Annotated in this window: 18 protein-coding genes; 9 read left to right on the forward strand and 9 right to left on the reverse strand. The window is 58.8% G+C overall.

What is annotated here, in order from left to right:
- Nucleotides 1-199: 199 nt before the first annotated feature.
- The 7 genes from PMI36_RS14280 to PMI36_RS14250 all read right to left on the reverse strand — a co-directional run bounded on the left by PMI36_RS14280 (nt 200) and on the right by PMI36_RS14250 (nt 9,895).
- Complete coding sequence (locus tag PMI36_RS14280) at nt 200-2,608, reverse strand: glucose/quinate/shikimate family membrane-bound PQQ-dependent dehydrogenase (protein WP_008072283.1); 2,409 nt, start codon at nt 2,606-2,608, stop codon at nt 200-202.
- 212 nt (nt 2,609-2,820) lie between these two features.
- Nucleotides 2,821-4,203, reverse strand: a complete 1,383-nt coding sequence (locus PMI36_RS14275; RefSeq protein WP_008072284.1) for a carbohydrate porin — start codon at nt 4,201-4,203, stop codon at nt 2,821-2,823.
- Nucleotides 4,204-4,448: 245 nt separating this feature from the next.
- Complete coding sequence (gene glyA, locus PMI36_RS14270; RefSeq protein ID WP_008072285.1) at nt 4,449-5,687, reverse strand: serine hydroxymethyltransferase; 1,239 nt, start codon at nt 5,685-5,687, stop codon at nt 4,449-4,451.
- A gap of 11 nt (nt 5,688-5,698) precedes the next feature.
- Nucleotides 5,699-6,952: a threonine synthase gene (gene thrC / locus PMI36_RS14265; protein ID WP_008072286.1), complete on the reverse strand. Its 1,254-nt coding sequence runs from the start codon at nt 6,950-6,952 to the stop codon at nt 5,699-5,701.
- Between the two features lie 106 nt (nt 6,953-7,058).
- On the reverse strand, nt 7,059-7,490 hold the full coding sequence (locus PMI36_RS14260) for a Rid family detoxifying hydrolase (RefSeq protein WP_007941724.1): 432 nt from the start codon (nt 7,488-7,490) through the stop codon (nt 7,059-7,061).
- Between the two features lie 30 nt (nt 7,491-7,520).
- Nucleotides 7,521-8,693: an NAD(P)/FAD-dependent oxidoreductase gene (locus PMI36_RS14255; protein WP_008072287.1), complete on the reverse strand. Its 1,173-nt coding sequence runs from the start codon at nt 8,691-8,693 to the stop codon at nt 7,521-7,523.
- Entirely contained in the window at nt 8,690-9,895 is a 1,206-nt protein-coding gene (locus PMI36_RS14250) for a benzoate/H(+) symporter BenE family transporter (RefSeq protein WP_008072288.1), read from the reverse strand. The genes PMI36_RS14255 and PMI36_RS14250 overlap by 4 nt, the downstream gene beginning before the upstream one ends.
- 349 nt (nt 9,896-10,244) lie before the next feature.
- On the opposite strand from PMI36_RS14250, the gene PMI36_RS14245 reads away from it, so the two are divergent.
- From PMI36_RS14245 to PMI36_RS14235, 3 genes are all read left to right on the forward strand, one after another.
- Nucleotides 10,245-11,633 (forward strand): aminotransferase-like domain-containing protein, encoded by a 1,389-nt coding sequence (locus tag PMI36_RS14245; RefSeq protein ID WP_008072289.1) that lies wholly within the window; start codon nt 10,245-10,247, stop codon nt 11,631-11,633.
- 161 nt (nt 11,634-11,794) lie between these two features.
- Nucleotides 11,795-12,025, forward strand: a complete 231-nt coding sequence (locus tag PMI36_RS14240; protein ID WP_007941719.1) for a VF530 family DNA-binding protein — start codon at nt 11,795-11,797, stop codon at nt 12,023-12,025.
- A 2-nt stretch (nt 12,026-12,027) separates the two neighbouring features.
- On the forward strand, nt 12,028-12,687 hold the full coding sequence (locus tag PMI36_RS14235) for a Pr6Pr family membrane protein (RefSeq protein ID WP_008072290.1): 660 nt from the start codon (nt 12,028-12,030) through the stop codon (nt 12,685-12,687).
- A gap of 128 nt (nt 12,688-12,815) precedes the next feature.
- On the opposite strand, the gene PMI36_RS14230 is transcribed toward PMI36_RS14235, so the two are convergent.
- Entirely contained in the window at nt 12,816-13,613 is a 798-nt protein-coding gene (locus PMI36_RS14230; protein ID WP_008072291.1) for a siderophore-interacting protein, read from the reverse strand.
- Nucleotides 13,610-14,191, reverse strand: a complete 582-nt coding sequence (locus PMI36_RS14225; protein WP_008072292.1) for a PadR family transcriptional regulator — start codon at nt 14,189-14,191, stop codon at nt 13,610-13,612. The genes PMI36_RS14230 and PMI36_RS14225 overlap by 4 nt, the downstream gene beginning before the upstream one ends.
- A gap of 515 nt (nt 14,192-14,706) precedes the next feature.
- Between PMI36_RS14225 and PMI36_RS14220 the strand changes: the two genes are divergently transcribed.
- The 6 genes from PMI36_RS14220 to PMI36_RS14195 all read left to right on the forward strand — a co-directional run bounded on the left by PMI36_RS14220 (nt 14,707) and on the right by PMI36_RS14195 (nt 21,806).
- Nucleotides 14,707-15,201, forward strand: a complete 495-nt coding sequence (locus PMI36_RS14220; protein WP_008072293.1) for a CS1 type fimbrial major subunit — start codon at nt 14,707-14,709, stop codon at nt 15,199-15,201.
- A gap of 107 nt (nt 15,202-15,308) precedes the next feature.
- Complete coding sequence (locus tag PMI36_RS14215; protein ID WP_008072294.1) at nt 15,309-17,831, forward strand: CS1-pili formation C-terminal domain-containing protein; 2,523 nt, start codon at nt 15,309-15,311, stop codon at nt 17,829-17,831.
- Nucleotides 17,832-17,868: 37 nt separating this feature from the next.
- A complete protein-coding gene (locus PMI36_RS14210) occupies nt 17,869-19,125 on the forward strand; it encodes a hypothetical protein (protein ID WP_008072295.1) in 1,257 nt (418 codons plus the stop codon).
- Between the two features lie 59 nt (nt 19,126-19,184).
- On the forward strand, nt 19,185-19,928 hold the full coding sequence (locus tag PMI36_RS14205) for a hypothetical protein (protein WP_008072296.1): 744 nt from the start codon (nt 19,185-19,187) through the stop codon (nt 19,926-19,928).
- A gap of 47 nt (nt 19,929-19,975) precedes the next feature.
- Entirely contained in the window at nt 19,976-20,470 is a 495-nt protein-coding gene (locus tag PMI36_RS14200) for a CS1 type fimbrial major subunit (RefSeq protein WP_008072297.1), read from the forward strand.
- 49 nt (nt 20,471-20,519) lie between these two features.
- Nucleotides 20,520-21,806, forward strand: a complete 1,287-nt coding sequence (locus tag PMI36_RS14195) for a hypothetical protein (RefSeq protein WP_008072298.1) — start codon at nt 20,520-20,522, stop codon at nt 21,804-21,806.
- Nucleotides 21,807-21,888 lie beyond the last annotated feature (82 nt).

Below are 21,888 nucleotides of genomic sequence, written 5' to 3' on the forward strand. Positions count from 1 at the left end.
CAGATGCACACGGTTCAATTGTGGGAGCGAGCCTGCTCGCGATGGCGGCGTGTCAGGCGACATTAATGTTGAATATCAGGCCGTCTTCGCGGGCAAGCCTCGCTCCTACAGGGGATTTTGGATATCGCGGGTATTACAGCGCCCACAAAAAAGGCGACCCCCTCACAGGCGTCGCCTTTCCTTTAACCGCCGCTACCGCTTATTCCGACAGTTTGTACGCAATCACATAGTCACCCTGTTTGGTGCCCAGCGATCCGTGACCGCCAGCAACAACGAGCACGTATTGCTTGCCGTCTTTGCCGGTGTAGGTCATCGGTGTGGTTTGCGCGCCTGCTGGCAGGCGGCCTTCCCACAGTTGCTTGCCGTTTTTCACGTCGTAGGCGCGCAGGTACTGGTCGAGGGTGCCGCTCAGGAAGGCCACGCCACTGGCAGTGGTGAAGGCCCCGCCCAGGCTCGGTACGCCCATGCTCAGAGGAATTGGAACCGGCGAGCTGTCGCGCACGGTGCCGTTCTTGTGCATCCAGATGGTTTTGTTGGTGGTCAAGTCGACCGCCGCCACGTAACCCCAGGCCGGTGCCTGGCACGGCAAGCCCATTGGCGACAGCAGGGCTTCGAGGATCACCCCGTAAGGCGCGCCTTTGTTGGGCTGCACGCCTTCGGTTTCGCTGACGCGAGGGCCTTGTTTGGCGATTTCGGCGGCCGGGATCAGTTTCGATTTGAACGCCATGTAGCTCGGGTTCACGAAAGCAATCTGACGCACCGGGTCAACCGACATGCCGCCCCAGTCGAACACACCGAAGTTACCGGGATAAACGATCGAGCCTTGCAGCGACGGCGGGGTGAACATGCCGTCGTAACGCAGGGATTTGAAGTCGATCCGGCACAGCATCTGATCGAACGGGGTCACGCCCCACATGTCGCGTTCCTTGAGGGTCGGCGGCACGAAGTTCAGGTCGGACATCGGTTGGGTCGGCGAAGTGTGGTCGCCTTCCACTGCGCCTTGCGGCACCGGAATTTCCTTGATTGGCACGATCGGCTGACCATTGCTGCGGTCCAGCACGTAGATGCTGCCTTGCTTGGTGGACGCGAGCACCGCCGGTTTCACACCGTCTGCGGTTTTCAGGTCCATCAGGGTTGGCTGGCCACCGACGTCCATGTCCCACAGGTCATGGTGGGTGAACTGGAAGTGCCAGCGTACCTTGCCGGTGGCGATGTCCAGCGCGGTCAGGCCGGCGGCGTGCAGTTCCGATTGAGGGGTGCGTGCGCCACCGAACTGATCCGGGGTCTGGTTGCCCATCGGCAGGTAGATCATGCCGAGTTTTTCGTCGACGCTGAAGATGGACCACATGTTCGGCGAGTTGCGGGTGTAGACCTTGCCTTCGGCAATCGGCGTGGTGTCGTCCGGGTTGCCGCTGTCCCAGTTCCACACCAGTTTGCCGGTGTGCACGTCGAACGCGCGGATCACGCCGCTTGGCTCGTCGGTGGAAACGTTGTCGGTCACGTGGCCGCCAATCACCACCAGGTCTTTGGTGACCGCCGGTGGAGAGGTGGAGTAATAACCGCCGGCGGTGAATTCACCGATGTTGGTCGTCAGGTCAACCTGGCCACCGTTGCCGAAGTCTTCGCACATTTTGCCGGTGTCGGCGTTCAGGGCGATCAGGCGGGTGTCGGCGGTCGGCAGGAAGATCCGGCGCGGGCAGACGCTGGCAACTGGCGCGTTGGCAGTGCCGGTAGGGCTCTGCTCGGACGCGTAGGCGGCGTCATCGTGATAGGTCACGCCACGGCAGGTCATGTGTGCCCAACCCTTGAAGTTCGCCGCGTTTTGCGTGGAGAGCTTCGGATCGAAACGCCAGAGTTCCTTGCCGGTGTCCGGGTCCAGCGCGATCACCTGGCTGTGCGGCGTGCAGACATAGAGCATGCCGTTGGCTTTGAGCGGGGTGTTTTCGGCAGTGGTTTCGCCCGGGTCGTTCGGGCCAGGCAGGTCGCCGGTGCGGTAGGTCCAGGCGGGTACCAGTTTGTTGACGTTCTGCGGCGTGATCTGTGCCAGTGGCGAGTAGCGATCGCCATGGGCGCTGCGGCCGTAGGAGTTCCAGTCGCCATCGGGCATGGCCGGGGCGGTGTTGCTCATGCCAGGCACGGCGTCACGATCCAGTTCGCCTTTGATTTCACCGGGGTTGGTGAACAGGCTGGCCAGCGCGGCGATACCGGCGATGACCACGGCAGCGCTCAGCACGCCGGTGCCGACCGGGTTGAACTCGCCGGTACGCAACGGGCGACGGAACCATGGCAGCAGCATGACGATACCGAGGGCAAAGAGCAGCGCCAGACGTGGCACCAGTTGCCACCAGTCCAGGCCGACTTCCCACAGTGCCCAGACCGTACTGGCGAACAGCACGACTGCGTACAGGCTTAGCGCCGCATAACGGTCGGCAAGCAGCAGCCCCCCGGTCAGCATCAGGCCGAGACCGGCCAGCAGGTAATACAGCGAGCCGCCGAGCATGCTCAGCTTGATCCCCCCGGCCAGCAAGGCCAGGCCCATTAGCAGAAGCACGATACCGAGCAGGCTCGGCAGCAGACGGCTTCGACTGAAAGCACCATCAGCGCTCATAGTGTGGTTCTCCGTGACGTTTTAAGTAAGCCCGCGCAAGTTCACTGTAGATGACGATCTGGCGTGGGCAGGGTTCATAGAAAAACTGTTGGGTTGATACGGTCCTTGTGGGAGCGGGCTTGCTCGCGAAGAGGCCATCACATTCAACCTCCTGGTTGCCTGATAGACCGCTTTCGCGAGCAAGCCCGCTCCCACAGGTTTTGTGCCGTTAGTTAGAACGATGACTGGATCTTGATCCCGCCAATCAGCGCGTCATCGACCTTGTCCACGCCACCGGGGTGGCGGATGTATTGCAGGTTCGGGCGCACGGTCAGCCAGTTCGTGACGTGCACGCCGTAATAGAGCTCGCTGCTGTATTCGGTGTCCTGCGGAGGCAGGAACGACGGGTCGTCGAAGTCGAAGACGGCGCGGGCCTGATTGGTGGCCTCGGCGTTCTTGCGATAGGCCGGGTTGACGTGGACACGGGCCAGGGCAAAACCGATGTCGTCTTTGGCGCGGGCATCGAACAAGCCTTTGTAGACGACGCCGGCCTGGACATAGTTGTCGATGGCGTTGGTCTTTTTGTCGTGCATCGTGCCGTTGGCAAACACGCTCAGGCCGCGTGAGTGGTCACTGGCGCGGCTGGTCAGCTGCTGCTGCACGCCCAGCCACACGCCATGCTTGCTCGATGCGCTGCGATAAGCCTCGCCGCTGAGGGCTGCTGGCTGGCCGTTGCTGTCCTTGTAGACATCGGTGGCCTTGGCATTGCTGTAGTAATAACCGGCACGGTATTCACCCGGCAGGCCATTGAATTTCGGGGTCCAGACCAGTTCCACCGGCAGGATCGCGCCCTGAGTGCCGCTGCCGCTGAGTTTGAAGCCGTTGTCGCGATCCAGGTTGGACGGGTTTTGCTCGTAAGCCCCGACCTGCGCGTACAACTGCGGCGTCAGGTGATATTTGACCCGCATCGCCCACTGGCTGACCGGCCAGTTGTACCAGATGTCGCCCACCCAGTTGCCGACCTGGGAACCGCAGAACGCCAGGTTCTGGAAGTCGCAGGGGAAGCTGTTGAAGTCTTCGCCCTCGCCGAAGCGGCCGACTTTGATATCGAGCTTCTGATCGAAGAATTTCTGCTGATACCACATCTGCGTCAGGCGCCAGGTCTGGCCGCGACCCCAGACTTCCTGAGCCGAAGTGAAACCGCCGACCCGCGGATCGTTGATCCGGTCGTTGCTGATGTTGTTGCCGTTGCGCTCGGTGATGGTCAGCTGAAATTCAGCGTCGTCCCAGCCCAAAATTTTCTGCAAGTCCAGATGAGTGCCAAAACCGAACTGGTCGCTGTAGCGAGCGGTGCGGTCATGGTCATAGCCACCGTGCAGGTTGCTGCCCATTTCACCGGTGTAATCGACCTTGAAGTCGTAGCCCTTTTCCGAAAGTTCGGTGCGCGTGCCGTTCCAGTCACCGAGCATCCACGGCGAATCGCTATCGAAGGCCGGCGCAGCCTGGATGCAGGTGGCGAGGCCCAACGCGGTGAATCCGCCAATCAGGTTGAGGGCTTTTCGATTGGCCACAGGGGATAAGACAGCGCTGTCTCGCGGAGTTTGAAAATCAGGCATAGAGAAGAAATTCTTGGTCTTTTTCTAAAGGGGGTGAACTGAACGCAGCGGGAATGCAGCAGGGGGAGAAGCGTTTCAGCTGGACGGGCGTAAGGATAATGTTCTGTAACACATTGAGAAAGGGCTTTTACTGACATGGATCCTTTCGGATTCCGTAACAGTCGGCTGCGACCGGTCGCCGGAGTGCCAGGTGGTGCCAAAAAAAAGGCGGACTCAAGCGTCCGCCCCCTTATGTTTCACTGCCGTTAATTCAACAGATAGACCGGGAAACACTCACACAAATGCATCACCCGTCGACGGACATTGTCCAGTAGCGCCGCATTGGTCGGTTGCTCAAGCAGGTCGGCAATCAGGTTGGCCACTTCGGCACATTCGGCTTCGCCAAAGCCACGCGTGGTCAGGGCTGGTGTGCCAATGCGAATGCCGCTGGTGATCGCAGGTTTTTGCGGATCGTCGGGGATCGCGTTCTTGTTCAAGGTGATGTGGGCGCTCTCGAGCAACGCCTCGGCATCTTTTCCGGTGATGTTCTTCGTGCGCAGATCGAGCAGGAACATGTGGCAATCGGTGCCACCTGACACCACCCGCACGCCCCGTCGAGTAAGGATGTTCGCCATCGTCCTGGCGTTGTCGATGACGCGTTGCTGATAGTGCTTGAACTCATCACCGAGGGCTTCGTTGAACGCTACGGCCTTGGCGGCGATGACGTGCATCAGAGGTCCACCCTGATAGACCGGGAATATCGTCTTGTCGAGCAACGCCGCATGTTCGCGTTTAGCCAGAATCAGACCGCCCCGTGGGCCGCGCAGCGTTTTATGAGTGGTCGAGGTGACGAAGTCGGCAATGCCGACCGGCGAGGGGTACAGGCCGGCGGCGATGAGTCCGGCGTAGTGCGCCATGTCGACCATCAGGTATGCCCCGATTTCATCGCATATTTTGCGAAAACGCTGGAAGTCGATGGTCCTGGAATACGCCGAGGCACCGGCGATGATCATTTTCGGCCGGTGTTCCCGGGCCAGGGCTTCCATCTCGGCGTAGTCAAGGGTTTCGCTGTGTTTTTCCAGGCCGTAAGAGTACGCGTTGTAGAACTTGCCGGAGAAGTTTACCGAGGCGCCGTGGGTCAAGTGGCCGCCATCGGCCAGGGACATTCCCAGAATCGTGTCGCCAGGGTTGAGCACAGCGAGAAACACGGCCTGATTGGCCTGGGAACCGGAGTGCGGCTGGACGTTGGCATATTCGCTACCAAACAGTTTGCAGGCGCGTTCGATGGCGAGGCTTTCGATCTCGTCGACCACCTTGCAGCCGCCGTAATAGCGCTTGCCCGGGTAGCCTTCGGCGTACTTATTGGTCAGCACCGAACCTTGGGCTTCCAACACTTCTTCGCTGACGTAGTTTTCCGAGGCGATCAGCTCCAGGTGGGTTTCCTGGCGGTTGCGTTCGCGGCCGATCAGGCGAGCGAGGGTGGGGTCTAAATTCTGCAGGCTCATGGAGTCTTCCTTTAAATAAGTGCTTCGGCCAAGGGAGCTGGCGCGTGATGCGGCAATGCCCGTGACTGGCTTTTGCTGGTGTCGGAAAGAAAAATGGACGTGTCTTTCAGGCCGCTGCCCGTGATAAGCACCACGGCGGTCTGCGGCGTGTCGGGGTGTTCTTCGGCGTACTTGAGCAGACCGGCGAAGGCGCTGGCGGCCCCGGCTTCGGGGAAAACACCGGTGCTGGCGGCCAGTTTCGATGCCGCTGCGACAATGCTCGGGTCACTGACACAGATGAACTCGCCCTCGCTGGCCGTTACCGCGCGCAAGGCCTTGAGACGATCGCGCGGCAGGGCCACGTTGATGCTGCTGGCGAGGCTGGTGGGAGCAATGCGTTCGGTCTGTTGCATCGGCTGGTCGCTGCACCAGGCCCGATACATGAAATTGCTGTTTTGTGCCTGTACGCCGATCAGCCGTGGCATGCGTTCAATCCAGCCCAGTTGCAGCAGATCGAAGAAGCCTTTGTACACCGAACCCAGGATGCAGCCATTGCCGACAGGGACAAACACCAGGTCGGGGACTTGCCAGGCGAGCTGTTCGCACATCTCGAAAGCCACGGTTTTCTTGCCTTCGCTCATGTACGAATTGATGCCGGTGGTGCGGTTGTACCAGCCGTGGGTTTCGCAGGCGTCGAAGCATTGTTCGAACGCTTCGTCGTATTGCCCGTCGACCAGTACGATCTCGGCGCCGTAGCCCAGCATTTGTGCGAGTTTCTCGCGGGGAGCACTTTTGGGCAGGTAAATCACGTTGCGCAGACCCAGGCTCGCGCTCATTCCGGCCAGCGCCGAGGCGGCATTACCAGTGCTGGCGACGGCGACGGTACGCGCACCGGTTTGCATCGCGTGGGCTACCGCCAGGGCACTGGCGCGATCCTTCAATGAGCCGGTAGGCTGCCGGGATTCATCCTTGATGAAGACCTTGATCGGCGCACCTGTGCCGAGCAGTTCGGGGCGTGAATACAACGGCGTGTTACCCACCAGTAATGGCGGAATGAATTGCGTGGAGTTCAGCGGCATCAGCCGGTCATAACGCCACATTCCCCGGGCGTGGTCGTGAGCCAGGCTGTCCCTTGACCATTCGCGCGCCAGTGTCGGGTAATCGTAGAGCGCATCGAGAGCGCCATCGATTTTGCAATGGGGGCAGTAATAGCTGACTTCATGTGGCTGGTAGCGGCGTTCGCAAGCCAGGCACTGCAACACATACTCTCTGTAAGACTTCTTCATGGCCAACCCTTGAAAGTACGCTTCCCTGACAACGTCGGTTCAGCGCAGAACCACGGATCACTCCGATGCGCCGGACCGACGGGTACTTCGCTGTCTGAAGGCTTTTTCAGACCACCATGATGGCGTCGATGGCGACCAGGGTATTGCGCGCCAAGGCGCTGGCGCCGGCGGTGGTGCGGGCTGGATAAGGCTGGGTGAAATACTCTTCCATGACCCGGTTCAGGGTCGGGAACTCGCTCAGGTCCGTGATGAACGCAGTGACCTTGACCACGTTCGCCAGGGTGCCGCCCGCGGCTTCGGCCATCTGCGCCAGATTGTCCAGGGTCTGACGCAGTTGCCCTTCGAAATCCTGAGCCAGCACTTCGTTGTTCAACGCCGAGACCGGGGTCTGTGCCGACAGGTAGATGGTCTGCCCGTGACTGACCTTGATGCCTTGGGAGTAAGTACCCAGGGGTAGCGGGGCCTTGTCGGTGAAGATGACGTTTTCTTCGCCCAGGAAAGGCTTGGCCAAGGGCTGGAGTTGAGCGTTGGTCTGCATGATGACGATCCTTGTTAGTGGGTTGGGGGGTTAGTGCAAATCGGCAACCTGTCGCACGGCCAGGGCCGAGAATTCCTCGTCGCGGCAACGCGCCGGGGAAAAGTGCTGGTAGTTGAGGTGCAGGGCCGCCAGGTCGGACGGCATCGCGCTGCCCAGTGCGGCGTGGCTGCACAACCGGGCAATGGCCGGTGCGGCCTGAATGCCGTAGCCGCCCAGTGCGGCAAGCCAGATGAAACTGTCCTGCAACGGGTCCTGGCCCAGTACCGGCGAACGGTCGGCAACAAAGGTGCGCAGGCCTGCCCATTTGTTGATGATCGAGCGAGGGCGCAGCCGCGTGGTGCTTTGCAGGCGATCCATGGTGATGGCCAGGTCAAGCTCATCCGGCAGGGCATCGCAAGGCAACGACGGGCTTTCATCGCAAGGCGAGACGATCAGGCGTCCGGCCTCCGGCTTGATGAAAATGTCTTCGTCGACCGTTCCCAGGTATGGCGTGCGGTGCACGTCGCATTGCGGATCGACCGCCAGCACCGTGCGGCGCAGTGGCCGCACACCTACCTTGGGCAAACCGCAGCGCTCGGCCAATTCATCGGCCCAGGCGCCGGCGGCGTTGACCACAATTGCGGTCTCCAGGTGCTGGCCATCCTGGGTGTGCAAAGCCCAGTGACCGGCACGGTACTGGCCTCGCAGCACTTCGGTCTCACGTTTGACCACACCGCCGCGAGCGCGCAGGCCGCCAAGATAGGCACCATGAATGCCGTGTACATCCAGATCGAAGGCGCTGGGTTCGAAAATCCCTGCGCTCCACGCGCCCTCTGCCAAGTAAGGCACCAGCTCAAGGACTTGTTTCTCGTCGAGGAACTGCGCGGTTGGCACCTGTCCGAGAACCGCGGTGAAACGGGCGGCCAACTTATCCACACGTGCCGCCTGGGCCACGATCAACGCGCCCCGTGGTGCCCACAATGGATGTTCGGCGAGCCCCTCGGGCGGATTCTCGAAAAAGCTCCGGGAGGCACAAGTCAGCGAGCGGATCTGCTGGTTGCCGTAGCTTTCCATGGAAATCGCCGCCGAACGCCCGGTGGTGTGATAGGCCAGTTGCGATTCGCGTTCAAGCAGGCACACGCTGCCGTGAGCCGCCAGTTCATAGGCGGCGGATACCCCGGCAATCCCGCCGCCGACTACGATGAAGTCGTAACGGGCGGTCATGGTCGGCTGCCCTCGGCGACGGTGCTGGCTTTGCTTTCCCGGGTGTAGGTCAGTACGAAATGTGCCACGAGCCCGAAGATCAGCCCCCAGAATGCAGCGGCCAGCCCCAGGAAACTCATGCCCGAGGCGGTGACCAGGAAGGTGATCAGCGCCGCTTCACGTTGTTTCTCGTCAGCCATGGCACCGGTCAGCCCGGCGCTGATCGCCCCGAACAGGGCCAGGCCGGCGAGCGAGGCGATCAGCTCTTTGGGCAAGGCAGAAAACACCGAAGCCAGGGTCGCGCCGAAGGTGCCCATCAGAATGTAGAACACCCCGCAGGCGATCCCGGCGATGTAACGCTTGTCGCGATCTTCATGGGCTTCGCGGCCGGTGCAGATAGCGGCGGTGATGGCCGCGAGGTTAAAGCCATGGGAGCCGAATGGCGCCATCAAGATGGAACCGATGGCCGTGACCGAAATGATCGAACGCGCGGGGGTGTTGTAGCCCGAGGTGCGCAACACCGCCATGCCCGGCACGTACTGCCCGGTCAGGGTGACGAGGGCCAGCGGCAGGCCGATATTGATGATCGCGTGCCAGCTCCACTGCGGGGCGATAAAGATCGGGTGGGCGACATCGATGGTGATCGAACCTGTGTTGAGTTCACCGAACGAGGCGGCCACGGCGCAGCCGACAATCAATACCGACAGGATGGCGTAGCGCGGTGAAAAGCGTTTGAAGATCAGGTACGCCGCGATCATTGACAGCACCAGGCTCGGCTGCAGCTTGATCGAGGTGAAGAGTTCGGCGCCGAAACGAAACAGGATGCCGGCGAGCATGGCGGCGGCGATGGCTTTTGGCAGGCGACTCATCAGTTTGTCGAACGCACCGGACAGGCCGACCACCGCGATAATCACCGAAGCCGCCACATAGGCGCCGATGGCCTCGGGCAGGGAGACCGTGGGCAGCATCGACACCAGCAACGCCGCGCCTGGTGTCGACCAAGCCGTAATCACCGGAACTCGCAAACGCCAGCTCAATAACAGACCGGTAATGCCGCTGCCGATGGAAATCGCCCAGATCCAGGACGACACCTGATCATTGGGCAGGTGTGCCTCCCGGGCCGCCTGAAACACGATGATCAGCGGGCCGGCATAGGAAATGATCACGGCGATGAAGCCTGCAATGACCGCTGACAGGGATAGATCCTTTCTGAGTGTGTCCATGATGTCTCGACTTGGCGTGGCGGGCACGCGGTGATTCAGAATTGAGATTGAGTCGATTGCTTCGATTCGAGATGAGTGTATTTGAATGAATTGAGTTGATTCAATAGGTGAGAAGGTTGTTACGAGATGTTTTTTTGCTATCAAGGTGTATTTGTCAGATTTTTTCCAGATAGGCAATTGATTTTTAAGTAATTATTGTTGTTTAAAAATATTTTTCATGAAAGATGATTTTCGATTCAATCGCCGAATCAATCGACTCAATTTATTGATTGAGTCCATTTATTAGTTGCCTAACCACCATGTGATATGCTCGGATATTCATCATTTCTACGATGGGTAGTGATCATTCATGTGGGTTCCTCAGCTAAGCGAGTTCAGCCAGCCGATGTATTTGTCGATTGCCGACGCGTTGGCGCGCGATATCAGCAACGGCGTGCTGAACGAAGGTGATCGTCTGCCGACTCTGCGGGAGCTGGCCACCACGCTGAATGTCACGCCCGGTACCATCAGCCGTGCCTATAGCGAAGCCCATCGGCGGCGTCTGGTGCAGGGGGAAGTGGGGCGTGGCACTTATGTACTCAACCAGAAGCAGTTGGAATTGCCGGCCAGCAACAGTGCCGTCTCGCTGAATCTTGGACAGTCTGAATTACTGGATCTTTCGATCATCAAGCCTTACAGCGAAACCCTGGAGTACTGGTTGCGCGGCGCATTGGTGGACATGGCCAAAAGCACGGATTTTGCCCATGCCCTCGATTACGCACCCGATGGCGGTCATCCGGCTCATCGCGAGGCGGGCGCGCAATGGCTGCGCCATTCGTTGCCCGATGCACAATGGCAGCAAGTGGTGATCACCGCCGGCGCACAGCATGGTTTGATGGTCGCGATGAGTGCGCTGACCAACGCCGGTGATCTGGTGCTCTGCGAGGCGCTGTGCTACCCCGGCATCATTTCCCTTGCCCATGGGCTGGAACGACGTCTGCGTGGCGTGCCAATGGACGATGAAGGGATCATTCCCGAAGCGTTACGCGAACTGTGCCAGCGTGAGAAACCGGCGATGCTGGTCTGCGTGGCGACCTGTCAGAACCCGACGGCCGCAATCATGTCGCAAAAACGTCGGGCGCAAATCGCGGCGTTGGCCGAGGAGTTCGACTTCATCATTCTGGACGATGACATCTACGGTTTTCTGGCCACAGACCCGTCGATCAAACCACTGTCGGCGTTTGCCCCGGATCGTTCGGTGTACCTGACCAGTCTGTCCAAGTCGGTCATGCCGGCCTTGCGGATTGGCTATCTCTATAGCCCGCCGAAACTGCTGTCGCGCCTGACCTCCATGGTACGCAGCAGCGTCTGGATGCCGTCGCCATTGACCGCTCAGTTGGCCAGTAATGTGATCATGCAGGGGTTGGATAAAAAGCTGATCCGTATTCAGCGCAACGAAGCCGCCGGGCGGCAGGCGATTGCTCAGGAAATCTTCGCCAATTTCGAGCTCAAGACCCAGCCGTATTCCTACCACGTCTGGTTGACGTTGCCCGAACCCTGGACCAGTGACGAATTCACCATGCTGGCCCGTGCCAACGGTGTGTTGGTCCTCAGTGGCACCCAGTTCCAGGCCGAACGTAGCGGCATTACCCGCTGCGTGCGATTGGTGTTGATGTCGCCCACCAGCCAGGACGAATTGAGGTTTGCCCTGACCAAGCTGGCCAGTCTGATCGATTCGGACCCGCGTCGTTATTACTGAGCCCTGGCAGTATCTCCTGACGTTTGCCCCTCAGATGATGGCCAACTCGCCTACAGTTAATTCAGCATCTGACGAATGCCTCTGTCCGGAGCCCTTCCACCGGGCGAAAGCCTCCGCTAAGGTGCGCGGCTTCCCATCCTTTCATCGCTCGAAGGCCCGGCATGACCGAACAGAACACCAACCCCCTGCATGGCGTGACGCTGGAACAGATCCTCAACGCCCTGGTTGAACACTACGAATGGTCGGGGCTGGCCGAGCGTATCGATATCCGCTGCTTCAAGAGCGACCCGAGCATCAAGTCGAGCCTGACGTTCCTGCGCAAAACCCCGTGGGCGCGGGAGAAGGTCGAACGCCTGTACGTGAAGCTGATGCGCACCAAGCGCCCGGTCTGAGCATGGTCATACCCTCGACCGCGAGGCGTCGTTGTGTTGCCGTGGCGGCAATTCTGGGCTGGGCGGGCTTGAGCATTCAGATGTACCTGATTCTCTATGCCCGCTGGAGTATCGCGGCCAGTCTGCTGGGTGGGCTGGTGAGTTTTTTCAGTTTCTTCACCGTGCTGACAAACACGCTGGTGGCGGTGGTGCTGACCTGTGAACTGACGTCCCGCGAATCCGCTGCGCGACGCTGGTTTTTGCAGCCATGGGTGAGCACTGGGATTGCGGTGAGCATCGCCGTGGTCGGTGTGGCGTACAGCCTGTTGTTGCGCCATTTATGGCATCCAGAAGGCTGGCAATGGCTGGCCGATGAGCTGATGCATGACGTCATGCCGCTGCTGTTTCTGGTTTATTGGTGGTTCTGTGTGCCCAAAGGCACGTTGCGGCTGCGGCACATTGCGCTGTGGGTGATCTATCCGCTGGTGTACTTCGGCTATGCGTTATGGCGCGGGCATCTGCTGGCGGTTTATCCGTATCCGTTCATTGATGTGGACAAGCTGGGTTATCCACAGGTGTTTGTGAATGCAGGGGGATTGTTGGCGGGGTTTGTGGTGATTGCGTTGTTGGTGGTCGGGCTGGATCGGTGGCAGGGGCGACTTGGCACAGGCTCGGACCGGTAGCGAGACTGAAATCGCTTTCGCGAGCAAGCCCGCTCCCACATTTGATCTCCGCTGGACACATTTTTTGTATGCGACTCGATTCAGTGTGGGAGCGGGCTTGCTCGCGAAGGGGCCCGAGAGAGAGGCGGTTATTCCTCGTCACTGTCATCCAGTCGCCAGTAGCCGACCGCTTTGACGAATTGCTCATCCAGCCCGTGCTCATCGAGCAATACCCGACGGATCTGCCGCGACACTTTGGACTCAGTCGCCACCCACGCATACAGATTGCCATCGGGCACCTTGATCTGTTGCACGGTGGTCAGCAGGTTGTTTTTGCCTCCCTCACGCAGCACCCAGATCACATCGACCTGGGCGGCGCTTTCCAGGCGTTGTTGTTCGGCGCCGTTCTCCACTTCCACGATCACCAGCGCACGCCGGTTGGCCGCCAGGCCTTCGAGCCGGCGGGCGATGGCGGGCAGGGCGGTTTCGTCGCCGATCAGCAAATAGCTGTCGAAGATGTCCGGCACGATCATCGAGCCCCGTGGCCCGCCGATTTGCAAGAACTGGCCAGGTTTGGCCTGCTCGGCCCAGGTCGAGGCAGGGCCGTCGCCGTGCAGCACGAAGTCGATGTCCAGTTCCAGGGTGTCGAGGTCGTAGCGGCGCGGGGTGTAGTCGCGCATTTCGGGCAACGGGCCGTTGTCTTTGCCGGCGCCCAGCACCAGGTTTTCCAGCGCTGCCTCTTGCTCGGCATTTTGCGGGAACAGCAGTTTTACATGGTCGTCCGTCCCGAGGCTGATGAAGCCTGCCAGCTCAGGGCCACCCAGCGTAATCCTGCGCATACGCGGCGTCAGGTCGACCACTCGCAACACTTTCAGGCGACGGCGTTTGAGCTCATGCATGACGCGGTGAATGGATTGGGATGGGGATTGCAGGATCACGTCAGTCATTCGGCTTTCTCCTGAACAGGTTGAACAGCGGGGCCATCGACGATGGCCTTGGCGGTGTTATTGAGTAGATCGCGTACCCGCAGGATTTCTTCCGGGCTCCAGCGGCCATGGTGCATTTGCAAGGCATGGCGCAGGTTGTGCACCGCTTCGTGAATTTCGGCGGGGCGGTCATGGCCGCGCAATGAGCGCTTGCTGACTTCGATACGCATGCGCACGCCGTCCAGGGCAATCGCCTGCTCGCTTAATGACAGACGTCCGGCGTCGGTGATGCTGTAGCGTTTTTTTCCGCCTTCGGCATCGCCCAGGATCATTTCGCTTTCTTCAAGGAAGGTCAGAGTCGGGTAGATCACACCGGGGCTGGGGCTGTAGGCGCCGTCGAACATGCTTTCGATCTGGCGGATCAGGTCATAGCCGTGGCACGGCTGCTCGGCGATCAGTGCCAGCAGCAGCAATTTCAGGTCGCCGGGGGCGAATACCCGTGGGCCGCGCCCGCCACGTTCGCGGCCGGGTCCTGGGCGTTTCTCGAAGCCGTCGCGGCCTTCGCCGTGTTCGCGGTGGGGGGAATGATGGTCTCTCATTTTTGCGTTCTCTCGTCATGTTTAGATACAACGTAAGATATATCTTAAGGCCAGAGCAAGCGCTTCAGACCAACGGCGCCTCTGTGCCGGGACGAAAAAAACCATTGGACGAGGGAAAAAACACAAAGGAATTCACATTCATATACCTGTTAATTACAGAGAATTAGTGTTAACTCTCTAATACGTGGACATTAACCTTTAATTTCAGGGCGTGTGGTACTTGTCTTACGGAAGTTGCACGGTGTTGGACAAGTAAATCAGGTCGTGTTTTGCATGATTTGTAGTCCGTCTCTTACAGTCACTGTTTGATTATTTCAATATTTCGGGTTTTTTCACGCTGCCGTCATGTTCATTTGGCTACACGCTCATCAGAAGTTGCCTGCTTACTTTCAGGAGAGATTGCTTGATGATCTCCCGGCATTGAAAGTTCAACAAAACCTCTGGACGGTTATGTGGCCGATCACAGGTGTTCTGACTTCAATGAGCCAATCCTTAGATAAAAAGACAGGTATTAGATGATGTTCAAGAAAATTGCGATGACTGCTCCACTGGCCATTCTGGCGCTGAGTTCCTCCATGGCTTTTGCCGCCGGGGAAGCGCGACACTCCATCAGTCTGATCGCCACCGTGCCGGAAAACGGTTTCTACGTGACACCTGTCGATCCGGATCTGGTCAACAAGGATCAGGACATGAGCCCGCGCACAGGCTCCAATACCCTGACGCCTTTGGTCGGTTACTTCGATGTACGCAACAATAATGGTTCGGTTCACGCCAGCGTGGAAAGTACGCCAATGCTCTACGGCGGCGCCAACACGATTCCTCTTACCGTTGCGTTCAATGGCGTTACGCTCACCACTACGCCGCAGTTGGTCGTCGGTGAACAAGAGTCCGATGCGAACTATCGCGCGGCGCTCAACATCAGCGCGGTGGGTACCAACCATCCTGCTGCGGACTACACCGGCACTGTTGCCATGAGTTTCGATGCCGTTCTTCCTATCATCACTCCATGAGTGTCTGACGTGACAGCAAACGCTTACTTGTCCAAGTAACGCAGCCGGTCGGTAAATGTTTTTTTACCGGCCGGGCTTTAATCTATTGGTAATTAGAGTACGTGTTCATGTTCCCGATGACGCCCATCGCGGCTGCGCTTGCGTTGCTGCTTTGTAGTAGTGCATTTGCAGCGCCCGCCACTGTTGCTAATACGCCGAGAAGTTTGTTGTCTCAGGCCAAAGGTTTGCCGGCGGACTTCGAAGAACACTTCTTTGATGTTCCGTTAGCGGTTCGGGTTGAACTTGATCAACAGCCACTGGGCGAGGCGATGATTATATTGTCTCGCGATGATCGCATTACCTTACTTGAATTCACCGACACCAGTGACAGTAACATTGGTGCCGTCGAACGTGATGCCTGGGCAACTTACCTGAAGTCGGGCGTGGCCCTTGGCGCCTGCACGGGTGCGTGTCCGGAACAACTGCAGGCGATCCACTACAACCTGCAAAATTCATTGGTGTCCATCGGTACTGAAAACGCCGAACGCGACACCGAAGCCAAGCGCTACTACGACCAGCCCGAGGGTGGCAGCAGTGGCTTGATCGTGCGCAATCAGCTCAACCTCAATGGTGGGCAGGAACAGGATCTGGGCGGCCGTTTTGGCCTGGAAGCCAATGGCAGCCTGGGCAATTGGAGCCAGACATTCAACATGCAGCTGGCCCGTCTCGGTGGGCCCGATGACAAGCTTTATCACGCCATACATGAACTCCATACCCAGCGTGAATTGCAAGGCAGCTTTTTTCGCCTGGGCTTCTTCACGCCCAATTCCGAAGGCCTGACCCGCCAGCCGCGCACTTTCGGCACCAGCCCCGATACTGCGATGGGCATGATGTTCGGCAGTTCCGACAGCCTGGCGATCGACACCCCGAAACCGAGCGTCTATCCGATCTATGTCACTGCCAACCGGCAGGCCTCGGTGGAAATTTTCCGCGACGGTTTGCTGATCAATACCCAATCGGTGCCGGCCGGCTTGCAAACCCTCGACACCCGGCCGTTGCCCGGTGGCATTTACGAAGTGGAAGTACGCCTGATCGAAGACGGTCAAATCACCTCGACGACCCAGGAGCTGGTGTACAAGCCGAACAACTGGCGCAACTTCGATGAGCGCTGGCGCTACAACCTGTTTGCCGGGCAGGAACGCAAGCTGTTCAGCAACTGGGATCAACAGGCCAGTGGTGATGCCGCGGCGGGCGCGTCAATCAACTACCTGCTGCACCCCAGGGCCATTCTCGGACTGTCGTTGCGTCAGGTACGCGAGAAACTGCAATACGGCAGCTCCATCGACTGGACCCTGGCCAACAGCCTCAGCGTTTACGCCAACGTGTATCAGACCGAAGACCACGGCACCGGGGTCGATCTGCAAGGCTTGTACAACTATGGCTCTGGCAGCCTGGTGGTCAGCCATAACCGCAGCTGGCTCGACACCACTTACACCTATGACACCCTGCCCGACGGTACCCGGGTGCGCCAACAAAATGTGTTCACCGGCCAGACCAGCAATTCATCCCTGGCGCTGAGCCACCGCATCAGTCGCAAAAGCTCGGTCAACGCGCGGGTGTCCCACAGCGAAGGCAATGTCGAAGGCGTTGGCGTGGACCTGGGATGGACGCAGCGCGGCGAGCTGTTTGGCAGCGATGCCAGTTGGCGCCTGTCGCTGTTCGATCGTCCCGGTAGCTACAGCAGCGGCAATGATCGTAATCGCGGCGTCGACCTGAGCGTCAACGTCGCGCTGGGGGCGCCGGGGCAACAAATATCCGGCAGCATCGGTTCGCGCACGGCGCGCGATGGCAGCCGTGACAACAACGCCTCCCTGGGTTACCGCAAAGACCTGCAGGACCACATATTGCAGAGCGTTTCGGTAACGGCACTCACCGACACCTATGGCGTCGGCGTGTCGAGCCTGGCGAACTTCAGTACCGACACGATGCGGGGCGACGGGTTTGTGCAGCGCTCGTCCTACAACGGCAACTTTACCGGTGGCCTGAACCTGGACAGCACGGTTGCCATCGGCGCCCAGCAGATGGTGATGACCAGCCAGCCTCAGGGGCGGGGCGCCGGGATGATCGTCGATGTCGAATCCGATATCGACGGCATCGCCTTGCGCGCCGACGACCTCAGCGGCGGCAGCGCCGCCTTGCGACCGGGGCGCAATTTCATCCCCATCACCGCCTACAAAAACAGCTCGGTGAGCTTCGATTTCGAAGGCAATCACGTTCCGGCGGCGACCATCGAGCCGGCGCGCACCCGTTACCACCTGAACAAGGGCGGGGTGGAGTACCGCAAGGTGCGCGTGATGAAAACCCTGACCGTGCTCGGTCGCCTGCTTGACCCACAAGGTCGGCCGCTCAAGGGGCATCACGTGATCAACCACGCCAGCCGCGGGGTGAGTGAAGTCGACGGGTTCTTCTCCATGGAAATGAACGCCGGCTCGCCGACTCTGCAAGTGCGTTACGCCGATCAGTTGCTGTGCCAGTTCCGCCTCGATACCGGCAAGTACCGCAGTGAAAACGACGTGCTGATGATCGGTGACCTGCGCTGCAGCCCGGACACCTTGGCGGACGCAACGTTTGCGCCTGAAACAGCGGGCTGATGCCGCACACTGATATTAACTTTCGGACTATAAACCCATGACTCATAAAAGGCGGTACGGCAAGTTTCTTGCGCTTTCGATCGTCAGTTTTTTGATTGTCGGCGTTCAACAATCAGCGGAGGCGGAGTCGGTGTCCATCACCGCTCGATTCAAGCCTGACTCTGCGCAACCTCATCAAAACAAATTTGAAAATACAACGCCGCCCAGTGGTTACTGTGCAACCTTTCCGGAGGAGTGCGCCAGTAACCAGATGTTCAGTTTGCAGGTCCCGATCGAGTTCAATTCCCGAGCGCCTATTGCTGCCAATCATTCTTCCCCACGTAGTGGCGCCATGCTCACAGTGCCCTCGCAATGGCGGGACCTCACGGTCTACCACGAAAGTACCCACGAACCGGAGACGGTAAGGGTCCGGATTGCCGGCATCGGGTCCAGGTACGTGACTCAGGACGTAATGCAGCTGGTGGGGGGCGCTGATAACTACACACTTGCCCACGGTCTTTTATGGGGGGCGAGCTGGGTTTACGCGCCCGCACCATGCGTTTACAGCGGGGTAGGTCTCCTCACAAACATATCTTACAAATTCTTCTGGAAAACACCCTCGCAGGGCGAATGCGCAAAACAGGCAAAGTTCGATGTGCCGTGGCTGCGCTTCGAGTACCTGGACTTTGCCTACGAACTTGAAACCCCGAACCCTTTGGGAATGAAAACGGGACAGTACGTTGGGGCACTGACCTACACCGTCGGCCCTGGCGGCGATTTTGATATGGGGGACGTCATGCTGCCGAGCAGTTCGACGTTGACCTTGAACTTCAATCTCGACGTACAGCACACCCTCAAAGTCGACATTCCTCCCGGCGGCAACAAGGTCGAACTGGTCCCGGAGGGTGGCTGGCAAAACTGGCTGCAAAACGGGCGCAAACCGGTGCGGCTGTTCCGGGACCAGACCTTCAATATCTCGGCGTCTTCGCGGTTCAAAATGATCCTGCAGTGCAACGTTGTCGGGTTTCAGGGTTGTCAGATTAGAGATCGTCTTACGGGACGCAACGCAAATGTGAATATCAGAGTCAGCCTGCCTGACGGCTTGACGGACCTAACCGGGCAACCAGTCAAGCGACTGCAATTAATCCCGGCAAATTTGAACCCGCCACAGTTTCAACCCGCTTTCTATGTGGACCGGGCCCCCGGTGTTCTGCACTTCGAAATTGACCCCATTTACATGGATCTCATGGTCCGCCCCGGCGAGGCCGGCGACTATGTCGGGACAGCCACGGTGATCTGGGATTCGGAAGTCTGATGGGCTGTTTATCGAGTTATCGAGCCAGCGTTGTATTCAATGTCATGAGGTTCAAGGTTATGAAGCGTCTGCTTGCACTGGTAAGTCTGGGCGGGTTTTCCCTGGCCGTTCAGGCGGCACCCAACATCAACGTCGGGACGGTCTACGACTATCTGGATGGCGATAAAAGTACCTATTTGAAACGGGTATTCAATGGTGGCGACAGCACGGCTTTCGTCAAGGTCAACATTCTGGAAATCATCTACGACGCCGATGGCACGCCCCGCGAAGTGCCGGTCAAGAGCCAGGCAGATGCCAGCGCCCGCGATGGATTGATGGCCAGCCCCGCGCGGCTGATCGTGCCCGTTAATGGCATGCAGGGTTCGCGTCTGTTGTACATGGGCGAGCGTGAAACAGAGCGGTATTTTCGCGTGCGCTTCGTACCCGTGGTGCCGGAAAAGGAGGATGAGTTCGCCGTTTCCGAGGAGGACCGCGACACCTACAAAAAGAACCTGTCGGCGGGGGTCAACGTGATGGCCGGTTTTGGCACGGTGTTCTTCGTGCGACCGAAAAACACCCGTTACGACAGCGTGATCGATGATGGTCCGGGCACTTACAGCATTCGCAACAACGGCAACACCGTGGTGATAGTCGACGAGTTCAAGAACTGCTCGCTGAAGGTCGAGACCGAATGCGAGCCGACCACCAAGCACCACATCCTCGCGGGAAAGAGTTTTCAGTTCGAGAAAAAACCCGGTCGTGAGTACCGCTTCCAGCTGATTGAAGGCCAGGCCAAAAAGACCATGCGCATTGCCAGCCGGTAGCACCGACCCGTGTTGCTGCGGTTTTCTTTGATGAACAGGTACCAGACATGATCAAGCAATGGGCCTTCGCGGCATCGTTGAGTGCCGCGACGCTGATGAGCTCCCAGGTGTTCGCGGCGCGGGAAGAACATGAGTTCGAAATTTCGGTGAACATCCCCACCTTGGCGTTTTACGTGATACCGGCGGAAACGGACTGGATTCATCGCGAGCAGAGATTGCCGTGGAATCCTCATACTTCAACCTTGGGCGGTTTGCGCAAGTATTTCGACGTCAAGCACGACACCAGCGCGATTGAGGCGCGGCTGGAGAGTGAACCTTACATATCCAACGGCAACGATGCCGAGAATATATACCTGCGCGTCAGCTTCAACGGTCAGGCGCTGAGTCACGACGCTCAGCCCCGGCAAGTGGTCTCGGCACAGGAGGCCATGGCGGGCAGTCGGGTGCGGTTGGACATCGAGCCGACAATCCCCACTGGAGGTTATAAACCGGGTAGTTACTACGGCAACGTGCTGTTGGTGTTCAGTGCCGTGGCGCCCTGAGCCCGTTAAAAAACGTCCTCCATCCCATGACAGGGAGTCATGAGCGAAGATGAAATCAGTGAAGGTTTGTAAAACCCTCCTCCAGGGCAGCGCGGGGTGGGTGTTGTTGTGTGCATTAACCGTTGAATCGGCGATCGGCGCGACCATGGACATCAGCGCCTCGTTCAGGCCGGATCCGTCCAAACCCCATGAAAACAAGTTCACCAATGACACCCCTGTGAGCGGACATTGCGCACAGCAACCCGAATTCTGCAAGGAGCAGGGGTTGTTCTCATTGCTTGTCCCCATTGAGTTTCAATCAATCGCCCCTATCCTGGCCGGGCATGCCGATCGCCGCAAAGGGGCAATGTTCAAAGTGCCGGCCGACTGGCGACGGCTCACGATCAGAAAGGCTGACGGTCAGCCAGAGACATCGGAGGTCGAAGTTCGTATTGTTTCTATCGGTGGCCGTTACATGCTTCCCGATACGGCGCAAAACCTGGTCGGTGAAGGCTCACCATCCAATGATAATTCGGTCTGGCACCGCCGTTTATGGGGAGGGACCGACTGGACATGGGCACCACCTGCGCCCTGCATGAGCTCTGGTGGCGGCATGTACGTGCAGCCAGCGTGGCGCACTTTTTTCTGGCTGACGCCCACATCGGGCGAGTGTGCTGCAATTGCGGGTTATCGAATCGAGACGTTCAGGTATGAGCAGGTGCAAATCGGTTATGAATTGAGAACACCCGATCCGCTGCACATGTCTTCCGGAATTTTCATCGGCGATTTGACCTACAGCGTCGGCCCGGGCATGGACTTCGACATGGGCGATATCATGCAGCCGAGCGACTCCGCGCTGACATTGAGTTTTACCCTCAATGTTGAGCATACGCTGAAGGTCGATATTCCACCGGGTGGTAACAAAGTCGTGCTGGAGCCGGCCGGCGGGTGGCAAAACTGGCTGCAACATGGACGAAAACCGGTACGTCTGTTCCGCGACCAGGTCTTCAATATCTCGGCGTCGTCACGGTTCAAGATGCAAATCGGCTGTGAAATCCCCGGGCTTTACGACTGCATGATTCGCGATCCCGTTTCGCAGCGTGCCGTCCTGGTGGAACTCAGCGTCACCCTGCCCGATGGCTTGACCGATCTCGCTGGCGTACCGGTCAATCGCCGTCGTCTGATACGTGTGGGGCAGGAGGAGCAGCAAAAATACCAGGCCCTGAATTATGTGAACAATCGGCCGGGCATATTGCACTTTGAAGTCGCGAGCGAATACATGGATTACATGCTGCAACCTGGCGTCGCCGCCCGCTATACCGGGAACATCGTCGTGATCTGGGATTCGGAAATATGAAAAGGCCTTGGGCTAATGCCGGTAAGTTAAGACATTTGAGCGACGAAAATCCTGTGGGAGCGTGGCTTGCCCGCGAAGAATG

Source organism: Pseudomonas sp. GM79 (genome assembly GCF_000282495.1).
In the GTDB taxonomy this organism is placed as follows: Bacteria; Pseudomonadota; Gammaproteobacteria; order Pseudomonadales; family Pseudomonadaceae; genus Aquipseudomonas.

Excerpts from the sequence above, each read along its gene's own strand:
- PMI36_RS14280 (WP_008072283.1), bottom strand. The coding sequence starts at position 2,608 with ATGAGCGCTGATGGTGCTTTCAGTCGAAGCCGTCTGCTGCCGAGCCTG.
- PMI36_RS14275 (WP_008072284.1), bottom strand. The coding sequence starts at position 4,203 with ATGCCTGATTTTCAAACTCCGCGAGACAGCGCTGTCTTATCCCCTGTG.
- glyA (WP_008072285.1), bottom strand. The coding sequence starts at position 5,687 with ATGAGCCTGCAGAATTTAGACCCCACCCTCGCTCGCCTGATCGGCCGC.
- thrC (WP_008072286.1), bottom strand. The coding sequence starts at position 6,952 with ATGAAGAAGTCTTACAGAGAGTATGTGTTGCAGTGCCTGGCTTGCGAA.
- PMI36_RS14260 (WP_007941724.1), bottom strand. The coding sequence starts at position 7,490 with ATGCAGACCAACGCTCAACTCCAGCCCTTGGCCAAGCCTTTCCTGGGC.
- PMI36_RS14255 (WP_008072287.1), bottom strand. The coding sequence starts at position 8,693 with ATGACCGCCCGTTACGACTTCATCGTAGTCGGCGGCGGGATTGCCGGG.
- PMI36_RS14250 (WP_008072288.1), bottom strand. The coding sequence starts at position 9,895 with ATGGACACACTCAGAAAGGATCTATCCCTGTCAGCGGTCATTGCAGGC.
- PMI36_RS14245 (WP_008072289.1), top strand. The coding sequence starts at position 10,245 with ATGTGGGTTCCTCAGCTAAGCGAGTTCAGCCAGCCGATGTATTTGTCG.
- PMI36_RS14240 (WP_007941719.1), top strand. The coding sequence starts at position 11,795 with ATGACCGAACAGAACACCAACCCCCTGCATGGCGTGACGCTGGAACAG.
- PMI36_RS14235 (WP_008072290.1), top strand. The coding sequence starts at position 12,028 with ATGGTCATACCCTCGACCGCGAGGCGTCGTTGTGTTGCCGTGGCGGCA.
- PMI36_RS14230 (WP_008072291.1), bottom strand. The coding sequence starts at position 13,613 with ATGACTGACGTGATCCTGCAATCCCCATCCCAATCCATTCACCGCGTC.
- PMI36_RS14225 (WP_008072292.1), bottom strand. The coding sequence starts at position 14,191 with ATGAGAGACCATCATTCCCCCCACCGCGAACACGGCGAAGGCCGCGAC.
- PMI36_RS14220 (WP_008072293.1), top strand. The coding sequence starts at position 14,707 with ATGATGTTCAAGAAAATTGCGATGACTGCTCCACTGGCCATTCTGGCG.
- PMI36_RS14215 (WP_008072294.1), top strand. The coding sequence starts at position 15,309 with ATGTTCCCGATGACGCCCATCGCGGCTGCGCTTGCGTTGCTGCTTTGT.
- PMI36_RS14210 (WP_008072295.1), top strand. The coding sequence starts at position 17,869 with ATGACTCATAAAAGGCGGTACGGCAAGTTTCTTGCGCTTTCGATCGTC.
- PMI36_RS14205 (WP_008072296.1), top strand. The coding sequence starts at position 19,185 with ATGAAGCGTCTGCTTGCACTGGTAAGTCTGGGCGGGTTTTCCCTGGCC.
- PMI36_RS14200 (WP_008072297.1), top strand. The coding sequence starts at position 19,976 with ATGATCAAGCAATGGGCCTTCGCGGCATCGTTGAGTGCCGCGACGCTG.
- PMI36_RS14195 (WP_008072298.1), top strand. The coding sequence starts at position 20,520 with ATGAAATCAGTGAAGGTTTGTAAAACCCTCCTCCAGGGCAGCGCGGGG.